This is a genomic window from Citrobacter sp. Cc139, from assembly GCF_030334645.1.
GTDB classification, from domain to species: Bacteria; Pseudomonadota; Gammaproteobacteria; order Enterobacterales; family Enterobacteriaceae; genus Citrobacter; species Citrobacter werkmanii.
This window is the reverse complement of record NZ_JAOWDM010000058.1, coordinates 1-16,054: the sequence shown is the minus strand read 5'-3', so window position 1 is coordinate 16,054 and position 16,054 is coordinate 1. Positions and strand designations below refer to the sequence as shown.

General features: G+C 51.7%; 17 protein-coding genes. 7 read left to right on the top strand and 10 right to left on the bottom strand.

Features of this window, described 5'->3' with window-relative positions; all coding sequences use genetic code 11:
• Positions 1–53: 53 nt before the first annotated feature.
• The 5 genes from OGV69_RS02410 to fieF all read right to left on the bottom strand — a co-directional run bounded on the left by OGV69_RS02410 (position 54) and on the right by fieF (position 5,530).
• Positions 54–1,358 carry an SLC13 family permease gene (locus OGV69_RS02410; protein ID WP_069324865.1) on the bottom strand — a complete coding sequence of 435 codons (1,305 nt, stop codon included), beginning with the start codon at positions 1,356–1,358 and terminating at the stop codon, positions 54–56.
• 73 nt (positions 1,359–1,431) lie between these two features.
• Positions 1,432–2,181, bottom strand: coding sequence for a CDP-diacylglycerol diphosphatase (locus tag OGV69_RS02405; RefSeq protein ID WP_038635973.1), 750 nt, complete (start codon positions 2,179–2,181; stop codon positions 1,432–1,434).
• Between the two features lie 104 nt (positions 2,182–2,285).
• Complete coding sequence (gene sbp, locus OGV69_RS02400) at positions 2,286–3,275, bottom strand: sulfate/thiosulfate ABC transporter substrate-binding protein Sbp (protein ID WP_038635971.1); 990 nt, start codon at positions 3,273–3,275, stop codon at positions 2,286–2,288.
• Between the two features lie 204 nt (positions 3,276–3,479).
• Entirely contained in the window at positions 3,480–4,442 is a 963-nt protein-coding gene (pfkA, locus tag OGV69_RS02395) for a 6-phosphofructokinase (RefSeq protein ID WP_006686196.1), read from the bottom strand.
• 185 nt (positions 4,443–4,627) lie between these two features.
• Positions 4,628–5,530 carry a CDF family cation-efflux transporter FieF gene (gene fieF / locus OGV69_RS02390; protein WP_038635968.1) on the bottom strand — a complete coding sequence of 301 codons (903 nt, stop codon included), beginning with the start codon at positions 5,528–5,530 and terminating at the stop codon, positions 4,628–4,630.
• A 325-nt stretch (positions 5,531–5,855) separates the two neighbouring features.
• Between fieF and OGV69_RS02385 the strand changes: the two genes are divergently transcribed.
• On the top strand, positions 5,856–6,314 hold the full coding sequence (locus OGV69_RS02385; RefSeq protein ID WP_069324866.1) for a DUF3757 domain-containing protein: 459 nt from the start codon (positions 5,856–5,858) through the stop codon (positions 6,312–6,314).
• Between the two features lie 200 nt (positions 6,315–6,514).
• On the opposite strand, the gene OGV69_RS02380 is transcribed toward OGV69_RS02385, so the two are convergent.
• The 4 genes from OGV69_RS02380 to OGV69_RS02365 all read right to left on the bottom strand — a co-directional run bounded on the left by OGV69_RS02380 (position 6,515) and on the right by OGV69_RS02365 (position 9,520).
• Positions 6,515–6,982, bottom strand: a complete 468-nt coding sequence (locus OGV69_RS02380; RefSeq protein WP_286469052.1) for a type II toxin-antitoxin system death-on-curing family toxin — start codon at positions 6,980–6,982, stop codon at positions 6,515–6,517.
• Between the two features lie 12 nt (positions 6,983–6,994).
• Positions 6,995–8,008, bottom strand: coding sequence for a DNA-binding protein (locus tag OGV69_RS02375; protein ID WP_286469051.1), 1,014 nt, complete (start codon positions 8,006–8,008; stop codon positions 6,995–6,997).
• A 115-nt stretch (positions 8,009–8,123) separates the two neighbouring features.
• Positions 8,124–8,372 (bottom strand): Ogr/Delta-like zinc finger protein, encoded by a 249-nt coding sequence (locus tag OGV69_RS02370; RefSeq protein ID WP_286469050.1) that lies wholly within the window; start codon positions 8,370–8,372, stop codon positions 8,124–8,126.
• Between the two features lie 38 nt (positions 8,373–8,410).
• Entirely contained in the window at positions 8,411–9,520 is a 1,110-nt protein-coding gene (locus OGV69_RS02365) for a phage late control D family protein (RefSeq protein ID WP_286469061.1), read from the bottom strand.
• A gap of 177 nt (positions 9,521–9,697) precedes the next feature.
• On the opposite strand from OGV69_RS02365, the gene OGV69_RS02360 reads away from it, so the two are divergent.
• From OGV69_RS02360 to OGV69_RS02335, 6 genes are read left to right on the top strand one after another with little or no spacing between them, the layout of a single operon-like run.
• Positions 9,698–10,888: a phage tail sheath subtilisin-like domain-containing protein gene (locus OGV69_RS02360; protein ID WP_032174454.1), complete on the top strand. Its 1,191-nt coding sequence runs from the start codon at positions 9,698–9,700 to the stop codon at positions 10,886–10,888.
• Positions 10,889–11,401, top strand: coding sequence for a phage major tail tube protein (locus OGV69_RS02355; RefSeq protein ID WP_032174453.1), 513 nt, complete (start codon positions 10,889–10,891; stop codon positions 11,399–11,401).
• A gap of 54 nt (positions 11,402–11,455) precedes the next feature.
• Positions 11,456–11,767 carry a phage tail assembly protein gene (locus tag OGV69_RS02350; protein ID WP_032174452.1) on the top strand — a complete coding sequence of 104 codons (312 nt, stop codon included), beginning with the start codon at positions 11,456–11,458 and terminating at the stop codon, positions 11,765–11,767.
• Positions 11,767–11,928, top strand: a complete 162-nt coding sequence (locus OGV69_RS02345) for a GpE family phage tail protein (RefSeq protein WP_032174462.1) — start codon at positions 11,767–11,769, stop codon at positions 11,926–11,928. Before OGV69_RS02350 ends, OGV69_RS02345 begins: the two co-directional genes overlap by 1 nt.
• On the top strand, positions 11,915–14,896 hold the full coding sequence (locus tag OGV69_RS02340) for a phage tail tape measure protein (RefSeq protein ID WP_286469049.1): 2,982 nt from the start codon (positions 11,915–11,917) through the stop codon (positions 14,894–14,896). The genes OGV69_RS02345 and OGV69_RS02340 overlap by 14 nt, the downstream gene beginning before the upstream one ends.
• Positions 14,897–14,908: 12 nt before the next feature.
• On the top strand, positions 14,909–15,397 hold the full coding sequence (locus tag OGV69_RS02335) for a phage tail protein (RefSeq protein ID WP_032174450.1): 489 nt from the start codon (positions 14,909–14,911) through the stop codon (positions 15,395–15,397).
• A 19-nt stretch (positions 15,398–15,416) separates the two neighbouring features.
• Here OGV69_RS02335 and OGV69_RS02330 read toward each other — a convergent pair whose 3' ends face one another.
• Positions 15,417–15,986 (bottom strand): recombinase family protein, encoded by a 570-nt coding sequence (locus tag OGV69_RS02330; RefSeq protein WP_032174449.1) that lies wholly within the window; start codon positions 15,984–15,986, stop codon positions 15,417–15,419.
• Positions 15,987–16,054: the final 68 nt, after the last annotated feature.

Below are 16,054 nucleotides of genomic sequence, written 5' to 3'. Positions count from 1 at the left end.
CAAATAAAACAATTCATCATCTCACAAAACAAAAAATTAACATTTAGATACAGTTATAATTTACCCAGTATACTGAACCAGAGGTAATCCAACGGCAGAAGCACCAGATACGTTGCCGCCGCCAGCGCCATACACAGCAGCATCCCCGCCCTCGCAGGCACTTTCCCAAGCGCCATCGCCACAACAATGGGTGAAGCCTGATACGGCAGCAGCGGTGTGGAATACCCCAGCACCTGAATCATAATCACCGACAGCAGCGGGAATCCCGTGGCATCGGCAAAGCTTTGCGCCAGCGTGGTATACAGCGCCGGAACACCGTTTGCCGTCATAATAAAATTGAGTGCGGTGGTAATGCCGGTCAGCGCGAGGAAGCTGGTGAACGGTTTTTCCGCGTCCAGCGGCATCACCTGTAACAGCGCCTCGCCCACCGCACTGCCAATACCGGTCTGCGTGACGGTGATCGCCAGCCCCAGAATACCCGCCACGTAGATACAGGTACGGATATTGACCCCACTGGAAAACTCCTCGCCATTAATAAAGCCAACCCGAGGTAGCAGCGTGATAACCGCCGCCGCCAGTCCGGTCCACGCTGGACCAATGCCGTGCCAGCTTTCGCTTACCCACAAAAACAACACCACCGCTAACATCCATGCCAGACGTTTTTCATCCCGGCTCATCGGCTCAGGCGGCGTTAAATCTCGCGGCGCATGGGGCTTACCAGGAAACAGCCAGCAGATAAGTACGATGAGTATCGCGCCTTTGAGCCAGCCCAGAACCGGCGTATGCAGTAGTAAATAAGGCAGATAATTCAGGTGGATACCGTAGGAACCTTCCGCTGCGCCGCTCATCACCAGATTCGGCACGTTAGCGGGTAAAATCGTCGCGGAAAGCTGGAACGTCCCAAACCCGACGGCCAGCGCCAGACCATACCAGGCTCGCGTGCCGTCGTTAATTCCAGCCCGTTTCGCCATCGCGGCAACAATCGGCATCAGTAGCGCAATGCGCCCCATGTTGGACGGCATTACAAACGCCAGTGCATAACTTAGCAGTACCACACTCGCTACCATTAACGGCCAGGAGTCAGTCAATCGCGATGACAGCGCCCTCGCCGCCCTGTCCGCCAATCCCGTTTTACGAATCGCGATACCCAGCACGAATCCACTGAAAACCAGCCAGAACGCCGACGACGCAAAGCCGCCAAAAATCACATCCGGTGGCGCGATTTTGGCCACCATCGCCACGGCAAAGAACAGCAGCGCCGTTATAAATTCCGGCAGCAGCGACGTCGCCCAGAGAAGAATGGTGATGCCAACCACCAGAGAAGGGATAAACAGAGGGTGCGAAAGCCAGAGCGACATGCCTGTCTCCTGTTGTTTTTTTCAACAAGAATACGGGGACAGGCATACGGAGTAAACGCCAGATTAGGTAGGGTTAGCGCAGAATATCACATTGATGATCCTGAATTTCCTCAGCAGAGGCCAGATTCAGCGACAGCAAGTTACGCTGAGTCGCCAGCAGGACAAAGGACTCATCGCTCTGGCGCACCATCGCCAGCGCATAGCTGCCCATATGTTCTCGCGCATCCGGTACTTCTTCCGCCAGCATAATAAACGGGCTGCGTTGCGCTAGTTCATTCTCCGTGACGCGACGCGCCAGATATTCATGCCCACGTAATCCACCCGGCAAAGGCAACCAGCGGGTGCTGATTTTCGCCATGTTGTCATCCAGCTGTTTTCTGACATCGGTCCGCAGGCAGGAGATATGAATGTGTAGGTGATTTTGCGTACGACCGCTACGCGAGTTAATGGTCAGCGATACCGCTTTGTCAGGGATCTCCTGACCGTATTTTTGGCTCATAAAGCTACGCGCCTGCCAGGCCAGCCAGAAAAAGTTCGGCGTGCCTGATTCCAACAGCAACGGGCTTTCCGTACCATTGATACGGTAACCAGGCATCAACAGATATTGCAGCGGACCGTTACGATCTTTGAACACCACATATCCGGCGTCAGGTTTCACTTCCACGCACGGTGCGGGATCCTGCTGCTGCAACTGGTGCGGCAAGCATTGCTGAAGAACAATCTGGCGTAACGCGTCCGGGTTGCCGGTGAATTTCCAGTAACCAATGCCAGCAGCGGCAGCCACCACAATCACCGCCAGTAAAAGATAACCTGCTTTTTTCATTACGCGTTCCCTGTATCCTATTGAGGGGCAAGAGTAACGCAAAACCATGACAAATAAAAAACCCGGTCGCGTTATGCCACCGGGTTGGTAACTCACAGATTTATTTAACGCTTGCTGATCTGGTCGAACGTACCGCCGTTAGAAAAGTGCTCTTTCTGTGCTTTCGTCCAGCCGCCAAACTCTTCGTCAATGGTGAACAGCTTCAGCTTCGGAAAGACATTTTCGTATTTCTTCGCCACTTCAGCATCACGCGGACGGTAGAAGTTTTTCGCTGCTATCTCCTGACCTTCCGGCGAGTAGAGATACTTCAGGTAGGCTTCCGCTACCGCTTTGGTGTCTTTCTTTTCCACCACTTTGTCGACCACGGAAACGGTCGGCTCCGCGAGAATCGATTCGCTCGGGGTCACTATCTCGAATTTATCTTTACCCAGTTCGTTCGTCGCCAGTAGCGCTTCGTTTTCCCAGGCAATCAGCACATCACCGATACCGCGTTCAACGAAGGTATTGGTTGAGCCACGCGCACCAGAGTCCAGCACTTCAACGTTTTTAAACAGGGCTTTGACAAAGTCCTGGGCTTTGGCCTGATCGTTATTGTTGTGGTGCAGGGCATAGCCCCATGCCGCCAGATAGTTCCAGCGTGCGCCGCCTGAGCTTTTCGGGTTTGGCGTAATGACCGATACGCCCGGTTTGATCAGATCGTTCCAGTCATGAATTTGTTTTGGATTGCCTTTGCGGACCAGGAAAACGATGGTGGAGGTGTAAGGTGCTGAGTTATCCGGCAGACGCTTGATCCAGTTTTTATCGATACGACCACGTTCAGCAATAGCGTCCACATCGTAAGCCAGCGCCAGCGTCACGACATCGGCTTCAATGCCATTAATGACGGAAGTCGCCTGTTTACCCGAACCGCCGTGTGATTGGCGGATCACGACGTTGTCGCCAGTTTCCTGCTTCCAGTGCGCGCTAAAAGCTTTGTTGTACTGCTCGTACAGTTCACGCGTTGGATCGTACGATACGTTAAGTAACTGAATGTCCTTTGCCAGAACGCTGGTCGATGCCAGCAATAATGTTAACCCTACGCCCCATTTGTTCATCGCCCAGCTCTCTTATGTGGTGTTGTGATGAGCAAAGCGTGCCAGAAAGCGATCCAAACATTAAAGAATAAAAAAAGATTTGCTATAACTTCGAGGAATAAATCTGAGGGATTGCCGGATGGCGGCTAGCGCCTAATCCGGCCTGCAAGTCTCAGCAACCTGAAGGCCGGATAAGCGTAGCGCCATCAGGCGCGCAAAAAACAATCAGTACAGTTTTTTCGCGCAGTCCAGCCAGTCACCTTTGAACGGACGCTTCATGTTTTCGATAGCGTCGATGATGTCATGGTGAACCAGTTTTTCGTTCTGAATACCTACGCAACGGCCACCGTGACCTTCGAGCAGCAATTCAATGGCATACGCGCCCATACGGGACGCCAGAATACGGTCATAAGGAACCGGAGAACCACCACGCTGGATGTGACCCAGTACGGTTGAACGCGTTTCACGACCCGTTTCTTTCTCGATGTAATGCGCCAGTTCGTCAACGTCGCACATGTGCTCAGTGATCGCTACTATCGCGTGTTTTTTACCTTTCGCGATACCGGCTTTGATTTCAGCAACCAGATCGTCACGGCTGAATTCTACTTCCGGAACCACTACGAACTCACAACCGCCAGCAATCGCTGCCGCCAGGGTCAGATCGCCACAGTAGCGGCCCATCACTTCAACGATAGAGATACGCTGGTGAGAAGAAGAGGTATCACGCAGACGGTCAATCGCTTCGACGACAGTACCCAGCGCGGTGAAATAACCGATGGTGTAGTCGGTGCCCTTGATATCGTTGTCGATAGTGCCCGGCAGACCGATGCACGGGAAGCCCATTTCAGTCAGGCGTTTCGCACCCATGTAAGAACCGTCACCGCCGATAACAACCAGGGCGTCGATGCCACGTTTCTTCAGGTTTTCGATAGCCACCGCACGCACGTTTTCGTCGCGGAATTCCGGGAAGCGGGCAGAACCGAGGAAGGTACCGCCACGGTTGATCATGTCGGACACGCTATAGCGGTCGAGCTGGACCATACGGTCTTCATACAAACCCAGGTAGCCATCATGGATCCCCATGACTTCCAGCCCTTCCGTCAACGCTGCACGCACAACACCACGGATTGCTGCGTTCATGCCCGGCGCATCACCGCCGCTTGTCAACACACCGATTTTCTTAATCATGACTACCTCTGAACTTTGGAATGCAAAATGAAATCTGCTGCCGGAAGTCGATTCCGCATATCGAAACGATCCAACGAATATGCAGATAGTATAACAATCACTTCCTGCTGAATTGATTCAGGTCAGGCCAAATGGTGGTAATTTATACACAAAATGCTGGCCTGGTTCACTTTTTTTACAACGAATTATGAAAGCTCAAACATCTTGCCTTCCTTGGGTACGACCGAACAGGGATCCTGATGAATAATGACATCCGATCCCGGGAAACGTCGCAAAATTGCCTGCTCGACCTGCTCAGCCACTACATGCGCCTGAACGAGCGGCAGATTATCTTCCATTTCCAAATGAATCTGAATAAAGCGGGTCGGCCCTGACTGCCGCGTGCGAAGATCGTGAGCGCCGCTGACTCCCGGCCATGACGTCACGATATCAATAATTTCCTGACGTTCTTCATCGGGTAAAGCGCGATCCAGCAATGACTGCACCGCCTCATACCCCATGCGTAATGCGCTATATAAAATATAGATGCCAATCCCGAGCGCAAACAAGGCATCTGCGCGATGCCAGCCGTACCATGCCAGCCCAAGCGCAATGAGAATCGCACCGTTCATCATAACATCAGACTGATAATGAAGCATATCCGCCCTAACAGCCTGACTTTGCGTACGCTTCACCACCCAGCGCTGAAACGAGACCAGTATGATGGTGCACACTAACGCAATGATGGTAACAATCACCCCGACGCCGGGATCTTTCATCGGCGTGGGTTGGATAAGATGCTGAATCCCGGTCAGGAATAAAAACAGCGCTGAACCGGAAATAAACATACTTTGCGCCAACGCCGCCAATGATTCCGCTTTACCGTGTCCGAACGTGTGTTCATCATCGGCCGGTTGCAATGAATAACGCACCACCAACAGGTTGGTTAACGACGCCGCGATATCCACCAAAGAATCCACCAGTGCAGCCAGAATACTGACCGATCCGGTGTACCACCACGCAAAAATTTTGATCAAAAGTAACAGCGATGCCATCACGGTCGCCGCGATTGCCGCCCGGCTAACCAGCCGCCCATAGGTTTGATTCATACACACTCCTGCCATCATCTTGGCGTAGTATAACTCATAGCGATGATCGTCTGACGACAGCGAAGTGTAGAAAATGAGATATAGCCGTTTAGCACCAGCCTGCGTAAACAATTATCAACAAAGTGAATAATAGAAAACATTTTATATATATATCATTTAGCATCAATTAAAAATCAAACGACCTAAATAATAATAAAAATCGGCACAACCTCTGAATTACTCATAATTAATATTGCCTTTACCACTCTTTTTTCATTATATTTTCCTTGCAGGTCACTTATTCACTCAGTAATAGATAAGTCAAGCGAATATAAAGGAAAAAATAATGAAACATAGTATATGTACTGCGCTTACGCTCGCCCTGCTTTCAGGCTCTGCGGCAGCCGCGACGGAAAGCATGCAATGCCCAGCGCCAGAAAACATCACTTATGAAAACCATATTTATACCTCTCCCGTTACCTTATCCGGATGGGAAGGGAGCTGGAATTCTCAAGTACACCAACAGAAGGACATTAAACGCTTCGTCACTGCACTTTATTTTGCAAAAAATAAACTGGCTGAAGGCGTATTAGTCAACTGCACTTACGAACTGGCAAACGGCCAGGAAATTGACCTGACGTATAGCCGTAAAGGGAAAGAGAATATACTCAGCAATCTGATTGTGTCGATTGAAGGAAACGATAACTGGTATCCTGAATCGGCCGCAAAAACCGAACGTTTTTATGATTGCGACAAGTCAGCAGACGCCTGCGGATTCGAACCACTGCAGACAGTCAATAACTGATCCCTTCTCCCTTCGCCTGCCACCCAAGCACGCCCCATCAGAGACCGTTTTTTGGGCAAAAAAAAACCCCCACATCATGTGGGGGAAGACAGGGATGGTGATTTAAATATCACCATAACTGAATGAAACAAAAGGATTTGTTTCACTTGATGTCCACACATTGTCCACATCGACGGGCCTCACATTGTGAGGCTCATACTTTAATCCCCTTCTTCCATCTGAGCCTGATGTTCTATTATCGCGATAGTGAGTTCCAGTTTTGTGCTCTCCAGCAACTCCTCACAAAGTACATAATCATGGATTATCTGCTGGAGCAACTCCTTACTTATAGCTCCATCGGCAACCCAGACGGCGATGTTCTCCATCTCCCTCATGAACAGATCCACGCAATGCTCAAAGCCGTTTATTTCCAGAAAGAACGCGGAAAGGATTATCCCCGACCTTTTGTTGCCATCGGTAAAAGCATGAAGCTTGTTAACTGAGAAAAATAGATGGGTAAGCTTCGACTCAAAACTTGGGTAATACCAATCATTCTGTATGTGGTCAAGGACGCTCTCCAGTACACCCTGATCTCGTATACCGTGTAAACCGCCTGAACGCTCAATGATCTTATCGTGTACCGCTACGGCGTGCTTAATATCAAAATAATTAAACTGGATCTCATCCACTACGCGGCCCTCTTAGCGGTCTTTTAAGCGTTTAAACACTTCGAGGGTTTCGGGGTCATTCAACCTATCTTCGAGAGATTTACTTTTCTCCCCTAGAAAGCGTTCAAAATCGCCCTCCGGAACAGAGCGAACATACGCTTCAAGCTTTTCATGCAGGGCATCACGAAAGCATAAATCTCGACTTGCCATCTTAGTGCGTACATCAACCAGCATTGGCTCATACAGCGGGTGCTGCTCCATCGTTGATAAAATGGCTTCAGCTTCTTTGTATGTCAGCTTTCTACCCAGTTGGGTCGCTTTCTGTTTAATCTCGTGGGCTAAACCAGCTTCAAAACTTGCAATCAGGGTAAGCACCTCTGAATACATTGTGTCGCGAATTTTATCGTTCTGATGGAGTTTCAGTACTTTTCGATACTCATTTGCATTTTCATGGAAAATGCTCTGATAAATCGCATTGGTAAGCTTTCCGAACTTCCAGCCATTAGCATCAACATAATCATTGAGGGCATCGGTAAATTGCTTTCGGTAGCTTTCCTCTTTGAATGCCGCAACAAGGTAATCTTCATCTCTTTGGTTGATGAACTTGGTATGCCCCCCCGCACGTTCTGCCAGCGTATCAATAACAATATCCAGTAACCGCGCTCGAATCGCTTTCGCTTGTTCGCTTTCAACAAGCAACATTGCAAGGTTTAAAACAGCCCGAAACTTAAACACGCCAAGAACCGAGGTTTTGGTACCCTCATTCATGAGGACACCATCAGCCACCTCTTTGAATTCTTTTAAATTTTTACCTTTAAGGATGATATAACCATTATTCTTCAACTCATCGATATTGCTGGTCAGATACCTTTCTATCGTCGCATCGCTAACATCAAATAACTCAACTAACTGGCTTTTGGTAAACACCATTTCGCCGTCAAATTCAACCCCACCTAAGGAGAGATGCTTTTCGGCGTGCTTAAGTGCATACGAATTATTAAGAATATTTTGCCTATCATGTGCGGAGGCGGTGAGATCCTTGGCCATGCCCTTTCCTCTGTGGGGTTTTAATAAGCGTAAGATAGCATTGATTAGGGGTACAGTTTAGGGATGGGCATAGGAAAAACATCAGTAGCAAAGCCCCGCATCCGCGGGGCCTTCATTAAATCGCTAAATTTAGTTGATCGCGTCCATAATGCGAGGCGGGAAAGACTCCTGCAGGAATAAAGTCAGGCGCTAATTTATCGCGCCGCTCACGCTTGGTGACAATTTTTTCAACGCTGTTAAGCGTCGTGAATGACAAGCCGCATTCCATGTTCTGGCACTGATGGTACTGACGGATCGTGACTTCACTGAGAGGCTTACTGGTGCGGGTGCGGGCCGTAGCGCCGCAATGTGGACATTTGAACATAATGGTGACTCCCCTGGGGAGTTGAACTCATCACCATTCTATTCAGTTTCTGCAATCCAGTCAGATATTTTTGCTTCAAAGTTAAGCTGTGTAGTAAATCCATTGCTATCAACGTCATGCTGTACCTTGCTGATTATCCAGTCTTGGGCGTCAATATCTGCCTTAAAACCGGTCACCGTCGAATGCATTTCCGGGTATAACTCCGCACGCCCGCGCGCCAGGGTGATCGAAAACTCCGCCGCGCCGCGCTGTAACTGCTGCCACTTTGCCGCCGCTGCGCGCCTAGCGGCTTCTTCGTTCTGGAAGGTTTTACGCATAATAAAAACGTTACCTTCAGCGCCTTCAATGTAGTCACCTTCCCTGCTGCTGCTCTTATCCTTTTTTTTCGTTGTGGCACGGCGACGAACGCTAACCTTTTTCTTTTTCCCGTAGTTCAGATCAAGCCAGTACGCGCGGACGCCGGTATAAGCGTCACGATCAGCAACCCGGAAGCGGTGCTGATCTCCACTGCTGCGCGTGATGGCAATCGACGGAATAGCCTTCCCTGATGTAGTGAAACCACCACCCGGCACGATAAACAGCAGACTTCCATTTTTTACCGTGGCGATGGCCCCTAACATTTCCGCCATTCTGGTAAGAAATGACATATCGCTTTCCTGAGTCTGATCGGCGTGGTCAATTTCCACATCCATCAACAGATCGCTGATTTGCGGCGTCAGGTCATACCGTTTTGCGATAGCAGACACAACCCGCTCCACAGTCACATCATGCCAGGAGACTTCACGCTTTACATTAAACTCTTCTCTGAAATCTGCACTTCTGGCGGTCACGGTGATACGGTCGGGCGGCCCGTCGTGCGCCACTTCATCAACCGTGTAGATGCCCTTATAAACCAGCGCTTCACCCATCCACCCCAGCCAGAAAGACAACTCAGCGCCACGCGGCGGGAGAGCAACGCTTCCATCAGTGTCATCCAGCTCTAATGTCAGCTGATCGGCATCAAAACCCCGGTTGTCCGTCAGGCTGATGGATATCACGCGATCTGATAATTCTGTTAACACCTTCCCGCCCTGCCGGACGCTGAATGCTGGTATTTTTAACGCCTCCGTCAGGATGTCATCGACACCGCCAGCCGCGCCCGAAATCATACTGCTGATCACTGAAACACTCATATACCCTCCCGTTTTGCTGAATAATTCCACGCGTGCGCGCGTGGGAGAATTCGTTTTAGTTGTCAGAGAGATAGCACAACCAGAAAGGCGTGAAGCCGTTACGTCAATCAGCAATCATGGTGGCGAACTCAACAAAACGTAATGGTGACAAACATGTCTGAGACACGTTTTCACGGTGCTCGCACCAAAGAAGAAACCGACATCACGAGGGTAATTAACGACATTGACTCCAGCGTCATTGGCGTGATTGTCGTCGCTGATGACGCAGACGAAGACGCTTTCCCACTTAACATCCCAACGCTTATCACGCGGCCTCAGTCGATGCTCGGCAAGGCAGGGAAAACAGGGACGTTGTACAAAACACTGAAAGCTATTTCAGACCAGGCAAGCGCGAAAATCATTGTTGTTCGTGTTGCCACGGCTAAACCGCCGGAGGAAGGGAAAACGGCGGAAACACAGTCGCAGTTGATTATTGGTGGCTCTGATGCTGACGGTAACTACACCGGCATGTATGCGCTACTGACCGCCGAACAAAAAACGGGATATCGCCCGCGCGTCCTGGCGGTGCCGGAATACGATACCGAAGAAGTAACATCACAGCTTTGCGTGATCGCCAAACAGCTTCGCGCCTTTGTTTATGCTGGCTGTAACGGCTGCAACACACTGGCAGAGGCCCGGCAATATCGTGAAACCTTCGCATCACGTGAACTCATGCTGATCTGGCCTAACTACATTGCCTATAACCAAGTGTCCGGGGCAAATGAAGAGTTTCCCGCCCCAGCCTATGCGGTAGGGCTGCGCGCGTTTATTGACAACCAATACGGCTGGCATCGTTCTCTGTCTAACATCGCCGTCAGTAACGTGCTTGGCATGTCGAAGGACGTTTTCTGGGCGCTCCAGGCTGAAGACAGCGACGCCCAGACGCTGAACAACGATGAAATCACCACCATCATCAAGCGTAACGGCTTCCGCTTCTGGGGCAACCGCACCACTGACACCAATGAATTTACTTTTGAGGTGTACACCCGTACGGCGCAAATCCTGGCGGACACCATCGCAGAGGCACAGTTTGAAACCGTTGACGGGCCACTTACTCCAACCAACGTGAAAGACGTGGTGAGTGCAATTAACAAGAAACTCAGCGCACTTGTGACCGCTGGCAAGCTGCTTGGCGCGGAGGCGTGGTTTGACATTGTGGACAACCCGACCGCAAACCTGATTCAGGGAAAAGTGGCGATCCGTTACAAGTATACGCCAGTACCGCCGATGGAAGATTTAACGCTGATCCAGACGTTCACCGATGAATATTTTGAAGGCGCGTTTTCGTCTCTGGGGAGTAACTAAATGGCGATTCCAGCAAAATTGCGGCTGTTCACCTGCTTCGTGAACAGCGTAAACAATATCGGCAAAGTGACATCTGTGACGCTGCCAAAACTGACCCGGAAAACGGAAGACTACCAGGGCGGCGGCATGATTGGTTCCGTTGCCGTCGATCTCGGACTGGATAGCGGCGCACTTGATGCAACGATGGTTGTTGGCGGTCTGGTTCAGGCTCTACTTCTGGAGTACGGCGGCGATCTGGACGGTACGCTAATCCGCTTTACCGGGGAGTATTACACGTCTGGCGAGAGCCAGATCGTTGATGTGGAAATGCGCGGCAAGTTCACTGAAATCGACGGCGGCGAAAGCAAACAGGGTGAAGACACATCCGTGACCTACGCCATTAAAAACACGTACTACAAGCTGTCAATTGACGATAAACCCCTATGGGAAATCGACTTGCTTAACTTCGTCTACAAACGCAACGGCGAAAATATTTACCCTTCCCGCGTGATGTCTGCGCTGGGCATGGGGTAACAAACAACCACTACAGGTGCGGCGTCGTGATGATGCCGCTCGGAGATTAAAACAATGACCAAAGAAAACACCGTAACACTGACCCGCTGGATTTCCCGTGGCGACGAAGATATCAAAACCGTCACGATTACTGACGAAGTAAAACAGGCTGGCACCCTGCGCGGCCTTCGCCTGGTGAACGTCATGAATATGGACGTGGACAGCATCAGCACCCTGTTAACCCGCTGCACCTCCCCACGCCTGAAGCTCAAAGAAATCAGCGAAATGGAAACATCTGACTTTGTTGAACTTTGTGAGGTGCTAACGCCTTTTTTGGCACCGAAGGAGCCTGGCACGAAGAGCGAGACGGAGACGGAGAGCGAGTAATCGCACCCCACTTTGACCTGATCGATGATCTGGTTGCTGACATTGCAGTTATTTTCAACTGGCCGCCCTCAGAGGTTTTCACTATGTCCCTGAGTGAGGTGATAGCCTGGCGTGAACGGGCGGCTATCCGAAGCGGAAACAGTGAAGATGAAAGACCTTAATATCCGTGTCGCCTTCAGTGCGATTGATAAGTTAACCCGCCCGGTAAATGCCGCCCGTAACTCAGTGGGCGGCTTATCAGAATCCCTCAAAAAGACACAGTCCTCTATCAAGGATCTGGAAACGCAATCCCAGGCATTCAACCGCCTGAATGAGCGCGTTAAAAAGACAGCCCAGCAACTCACCACAACACAGCGCGCTTTTGATGGCCTGAATAAAGCCCAGAAGACCGGCACCGTTCTGACCGACGCGCAGCGCGAGCGCATGACAGCGCTGGCGGCAAAACTTGATCGCCTGAATGCCAGCCGGTCACAGGAAACCGCAAAACTCCAGCAAGCGTCCCAGGCACTGCGCGCGCACGGCGTCTCGCTGGCTAGCGGTGATCGCACAATTCAAAGCGCCATCAGACGCACTGAGCAATACAACCAGGCGCTTGAGAGAGAACGGCGACAACTTGCCGCCGTGACCAATGCGCGCGCCCGTTACGACCGACTGAGCACCACAGCGGGCAAATTACGCACCGGCGGCGCAATGGCAGTTGGCGCAAGCGCGGGGGCGGGTTACGCCGCCGGGCGCTTCCTGGCCCCTGCTGTTGGTTTTGATGAGGAAATGTCGCGCGTAGGCGCACTGACTCGCCTGGACAAAGGCGATGAACAATTTGCCGCCCTCCGCGCCCAGGCCAAAAAACTTGGCGCTGAAACCGCATTTACCACGCGAGACGCCGCCAGCGGGCAAGCCTTCTTAGCAATGGCTGGCTTTACACCACAGTCAATTCAGGCCGCGTTGCCTGGCGTTCTGAATATGGCGCTAGCCGGTGGCATGGATCTGGGTGAATCCGCTGATATCGGTTCAAACATCCTGACCCAATTCAAGCTGTCATCAGATCAGATGGACAGGGTTGGCGATACGTTAACCGCCGCTTTTACCCGTACCAATACCGACCTGCGCGCCCTGGGCGACACAATGAAATACGCGGGGCCAGTGGCGGCTAATCTGGGGATTAGCCTTGAACAGGCCTCAGCGATGGCGGGTATGCTTGCCAATAACGGTCTGCGCGGCAGTGACGCGGGTACAGCATTACGTTCCAGCCTATCCCGCCTTGCTTCACCACCAAAAGCCGCAGCTGATGCTCTGAAAGAGCTAGGCGTGTCGGTTGCCGACGCCAACGGGAAAATGCGCCCGATGGAAACGGTACTGTTAGACCTTTTCAAAGCCACGAAGAAATACGGGCAGGTTGATCAGGTATCTTTCATCAAAAACATCGCCGGTGAAGAGGCCTTTGTGGGCCTTCAGACACTGGTACAGGCGGCAGGTTCGGGAGAGCTACAAAAGCTCACAAAAGAACTTCAGGGCGCTGCCGGTGAATCCGCTACCGTCGCAAAAAAAATGGCGGACAACCTGGGCGGAGATCTAAAAGAACTCGATAGCGCCTGGGAAGCATTCCGTATCCAGATTGAAGAACTGGCGGACGGCGCACTTCGGAAACTCACCCAAGCACTGACCGGCACGATCGGCGTGATGACTGAATGGGCAAATAAGAATCCGCAGCTATCAAAAACCCTTCTGGCTGTTGGCGGCAGTGCGCTGGCCCTTACCGCCGGGATTGGCGCAACATCCCTGGCTATTGGCTTACTTCTGGGGCCACTGGCAAAACTTCAACTCGGCTTTGCCCTGCTAACCAGCGGGAGCGGGCTGGGTGGCGCGGTGACACTTTTCAGCCGCCTGTCTGGCGTTATATCCGGGCCGCTTGGCGGCGTCCGTGGCTGGGGCATTGTCTTCAGTAGCATGACCGGCAACGCCGGAAAACTGGCTGGCGCGCTTGCCCCATTGCGCGGGCTGCTTGCCGCCGCGTTTATCTCGCCAGGTGCCGCCTTGGGAGGAATTGTAAAAGGGCTTTCTAGTCTCCTGCTCCGCCTGACCGGTATACCTGCAATCATGGGGAGCGCTAGCTCGGCCCTCTCAGTGCTCGGCGGTGCACTGTCATTGCTGTTAAGCCCGATCGGGCTGATTGGCGCGGCCTTCATTGCCACAGGGTTGCTTATCTGGCGATTCTGGGAGCCGATCAAAGCCTTCTTTGCGGGCTTCTTTGCCGGTGTAATGCAGGCGCTTACGCCGTTCCGTGATGCCTTCGCCGGACTGGCCCCCGTCTTTGATGTGATCTCAAATGCCGTTTCTCAGTTGTGGCAGTGGTTCAGCAACCTGCTTTCACCAATGACAACCAGCAAAGAGACGCTTGATAAATGCGCAAGCGCTGGGGAGACGTTCGGCAAAGTGCTTGGCCTGGCAATTCAGGGACTAATGCTGCCTCTGACCGGGCTGGCTAACATGATCGTCTGGATACTGAAAAAGCTGGACATCATCCCTGACGGCATCGACGCGGCACACGCAAAAGCTCAGGCACTGACAAAAGAGCCGGTAGCGTGGGAATGGGACGACAAACAGAAAAAGATGGTGAAAAAGGAATGGAACTGGTCACCAAAAAGTGACGATAAACCAGCCGCCTCCACCCCACCATCACCAGTAATTGCCGCTGATACAGGAACGCAACGGCGGTTACAGAAAATTGCCGACAACACCGGCGGGATGCTGGATGAAACCAAAAAGCGGATCGGCCCCGGCGATATTGTGTTTAAAAATCTGCCCCGCGCATTAGCCGTCCACGGCGCATGGCAGGAAGCGCAATCCGCCCCAGGCGCTAACCTGGCCCAACTTAGCGCGCGCCCGGTTATCGCAGCGGCATCAGCACCGATTAAACCGGCGGCTGAAGTCCAGGCTATTGGCGGGCAATCCAGTAAACAAGCCAGCAAACCGGCGCAAAACACCGCGCCTGATGAAATGCATATTCACATTCATATGCACGGCAATCTCAGCAACGACGCCCGCGACATTGCACGGATGGTGGCTGATGCAGTTGGGGCGGAACTAAACAAACGTTCCCGCTCTGGTAGCAGTTTCAGAGACAACGATTAGGAGAGCAAAACAATGATGATGGTTTACGGAATGTTCGTCTTTGAGTTAAAAACCGTTCCCCACCAACAGTTGCAGCAGTCAAAGACCTGGCGGCATGTGAAGAACGAACGCATAAACCGATCGGCAAAGTGGCAATACATTGGCGCGGGTGACGATCAAATCACACTATCCGGCGTTTTGTACCCATCAGTGACCGGCGGTAAGGTGAGTCTAACTGTGCTCGATACACAGGCATACACCGGACGCCCCTGGCCTCTTATCAGCGGCACCGGGCGGATATATGGCATGTATTCGATAACACAGCTTCAGACCACCGATACTGAATTTGACCAGTATGGGGAGCCGAAGAAAATAGAGTTTACGATCACGTTTCAAAGGCAAGATGAAGACCTGCGCGAAAGCCTCCAGTCTTCATCAGTGAGTGACCTACTCGGCAACCTACAAAACACAGCCAACTCAGCGCTGAATAATATCAGCGCTGCCGCATCAAGCCTGTTCTAAACAACTGCATTACTGGCTTTCATTTCCCCGCCTCAACCCTCACCGTGGCGGGGAATTTTTTGTATAACGTCGATATCCCGACATCAAAAAGCAAGGCAACCCGCTGGCGAGTCTCACCGGCAGCAATCAACCGCCCCGCTTGCGCCCACTGATCATCAGATAGCTTTGGGCGACGCCCGCCAATCCTCCCCTGCTCTCTGGCAGTCTTCAGGCCCGCTCGAGTCCTCTCAACAATCAATTCACGCTCCATTTCAGCTAACGCCCCCATAACATGAAAGAAAAAGCGCCCCATAGGAGTTGATGTATCAATACTATCCGTCAGGCTTTGGAAATTTACCGATCGCTGGCGCAACTCCTCCACAAGTACAACCAGGTGCCGCATACTTCGTCCAAGCCGATCCAGCTTCCAGACAACAAGCGTGTCCCCTGGAGACAGGCTTTTTAATAATTTCTTCAGCCCCGGTCTATCTGACGTTTTGCCGCTTATTTTATCTTCAAATATCAGCTTACATCCTGAGCGCTCCAGCGCGTCACGCTGTAATGCAGTGTTTTGGTCATTTGTTGATACGCGTACATAGCCAACCTGCATTTGCTTTCCCTCATGCAAAAGCCGGAATGATGCCAGCCAGGGTGCAAATCTGCATTTTCTTAAACGTT

What these genes read in the sequence shown, in the direction of transcription:
- pfkA (WP_006686196.1), bottom strand. Translation starts at nt 4,442, where the DNA reads ATGATTAAGAAAATCGGTGTGTTGACAAGCGGCGGTGATGCGCCGGGC.
- OGV69_RS02335 (WP_032174450.1), top strand. Translation starts at nt 14,909, where the DNA reads ATGATGATGGTTTACGGAATGTTCGTCTTTGAGTTAAAAACCGTTCCC.
- OGV69_RS02375 (WP_286469051.1), bottom strand. Translation starts at nt 8,008, where the DNA reads ATGGCCAAGGATCTCACCGCCTCCGCACATGATAGGCAAAATATTCTT.
- fieF (WP_038635968.1), bottom strand. Translation starts at nt 5,530, where the DNA reads ATGAATCAAACCTATGGGCGGCTGGTTAGCCGGGCGGCAATCGCGGCG.
- OGV69_RS02370 (WP_286469050.1), bottom strand. Translation starts at nt 8,372, where the DNA reads ATGTTCAAATGTCCACATTGCGGCGCTACGGCCCGCACCCGCACCAGT.
- OGV69_RS02355 (WP_032174453.1), top strand. Translation starts at nt 10,889, where the DNA reads ATGGCGATTCCAGCAAAATTGCGGCTGTTCACCTGCTTCGTGAACAGC.
- OGV69_RS02330 (WP_032174449.1), bottom strand. Translation starts at nt 15,986, where the DNA reads ATGCAGGTTGGCTATGTACGCGTATCAACAAATGACCAAAACACTGCA.
- OGV69_RS02385 (WP_069324866.1), top strand. Translation starts at nt 5,856, where the DNA reads ATGAAACATAGTATATGTACTGCGCTTACGCTCGCCCTGCTTTCAGGC.
- OGV69_RS02365 (WP_286469061.1), bottom strand. Translation starts at nt 9,520, where the DNA reads ATGATTTCGGGCGCGGCTGGCGGTGTCGATGACATCCTGACGGAGGCG.
- OGV69_RS02405 (WP_038635973.1), bottom strand. Translation starts at nt 2,181, where the DNA reads ATGAAAAAAGCAGGTTATCTTTTACTGGCGGTGATTGTGGTGGCTGCC.
- OGV69_RS02410 (WP_069324865.1), bottom strand. Translation starts at nt 1,358, where the DNA reads ATGTCGCTCTGGCTTTCGCACCCTCTGTTTATCCCTTCTCTGGTGGTT.
- OGV69_RS02360 (WP_032174454.1), top strand. Translation starts at nt 9,698, where the DNA reads ATGTCTGAGACACGTTTTCACGGTGCTCGCACCAAAGAAGAAACCGAC.
- OGV69_RS02340 (WP_286469049.1), top strand. Translation starts at nt 11,915, where the DNA reads ATGAAAGACCTTAATATCCGTGTCGCCTTCAGTGCGATTGATAAGTTA.
- sbp (WP_038635971.1), bottom strand. Translation starts at nt 3,275, where the DNA reads ATGAACAAATGGGGCGTAGGGTTAACATTATTGCTGGCATCGACCAGC.
- OGV69_RS02350 (WP_032174452.1), top strand. Translation starts at nt 11,456, where the DNA reads ATGACCAAAGAAAACACCGTAACACTGACCCGCTGGATTTCCCGTGGC.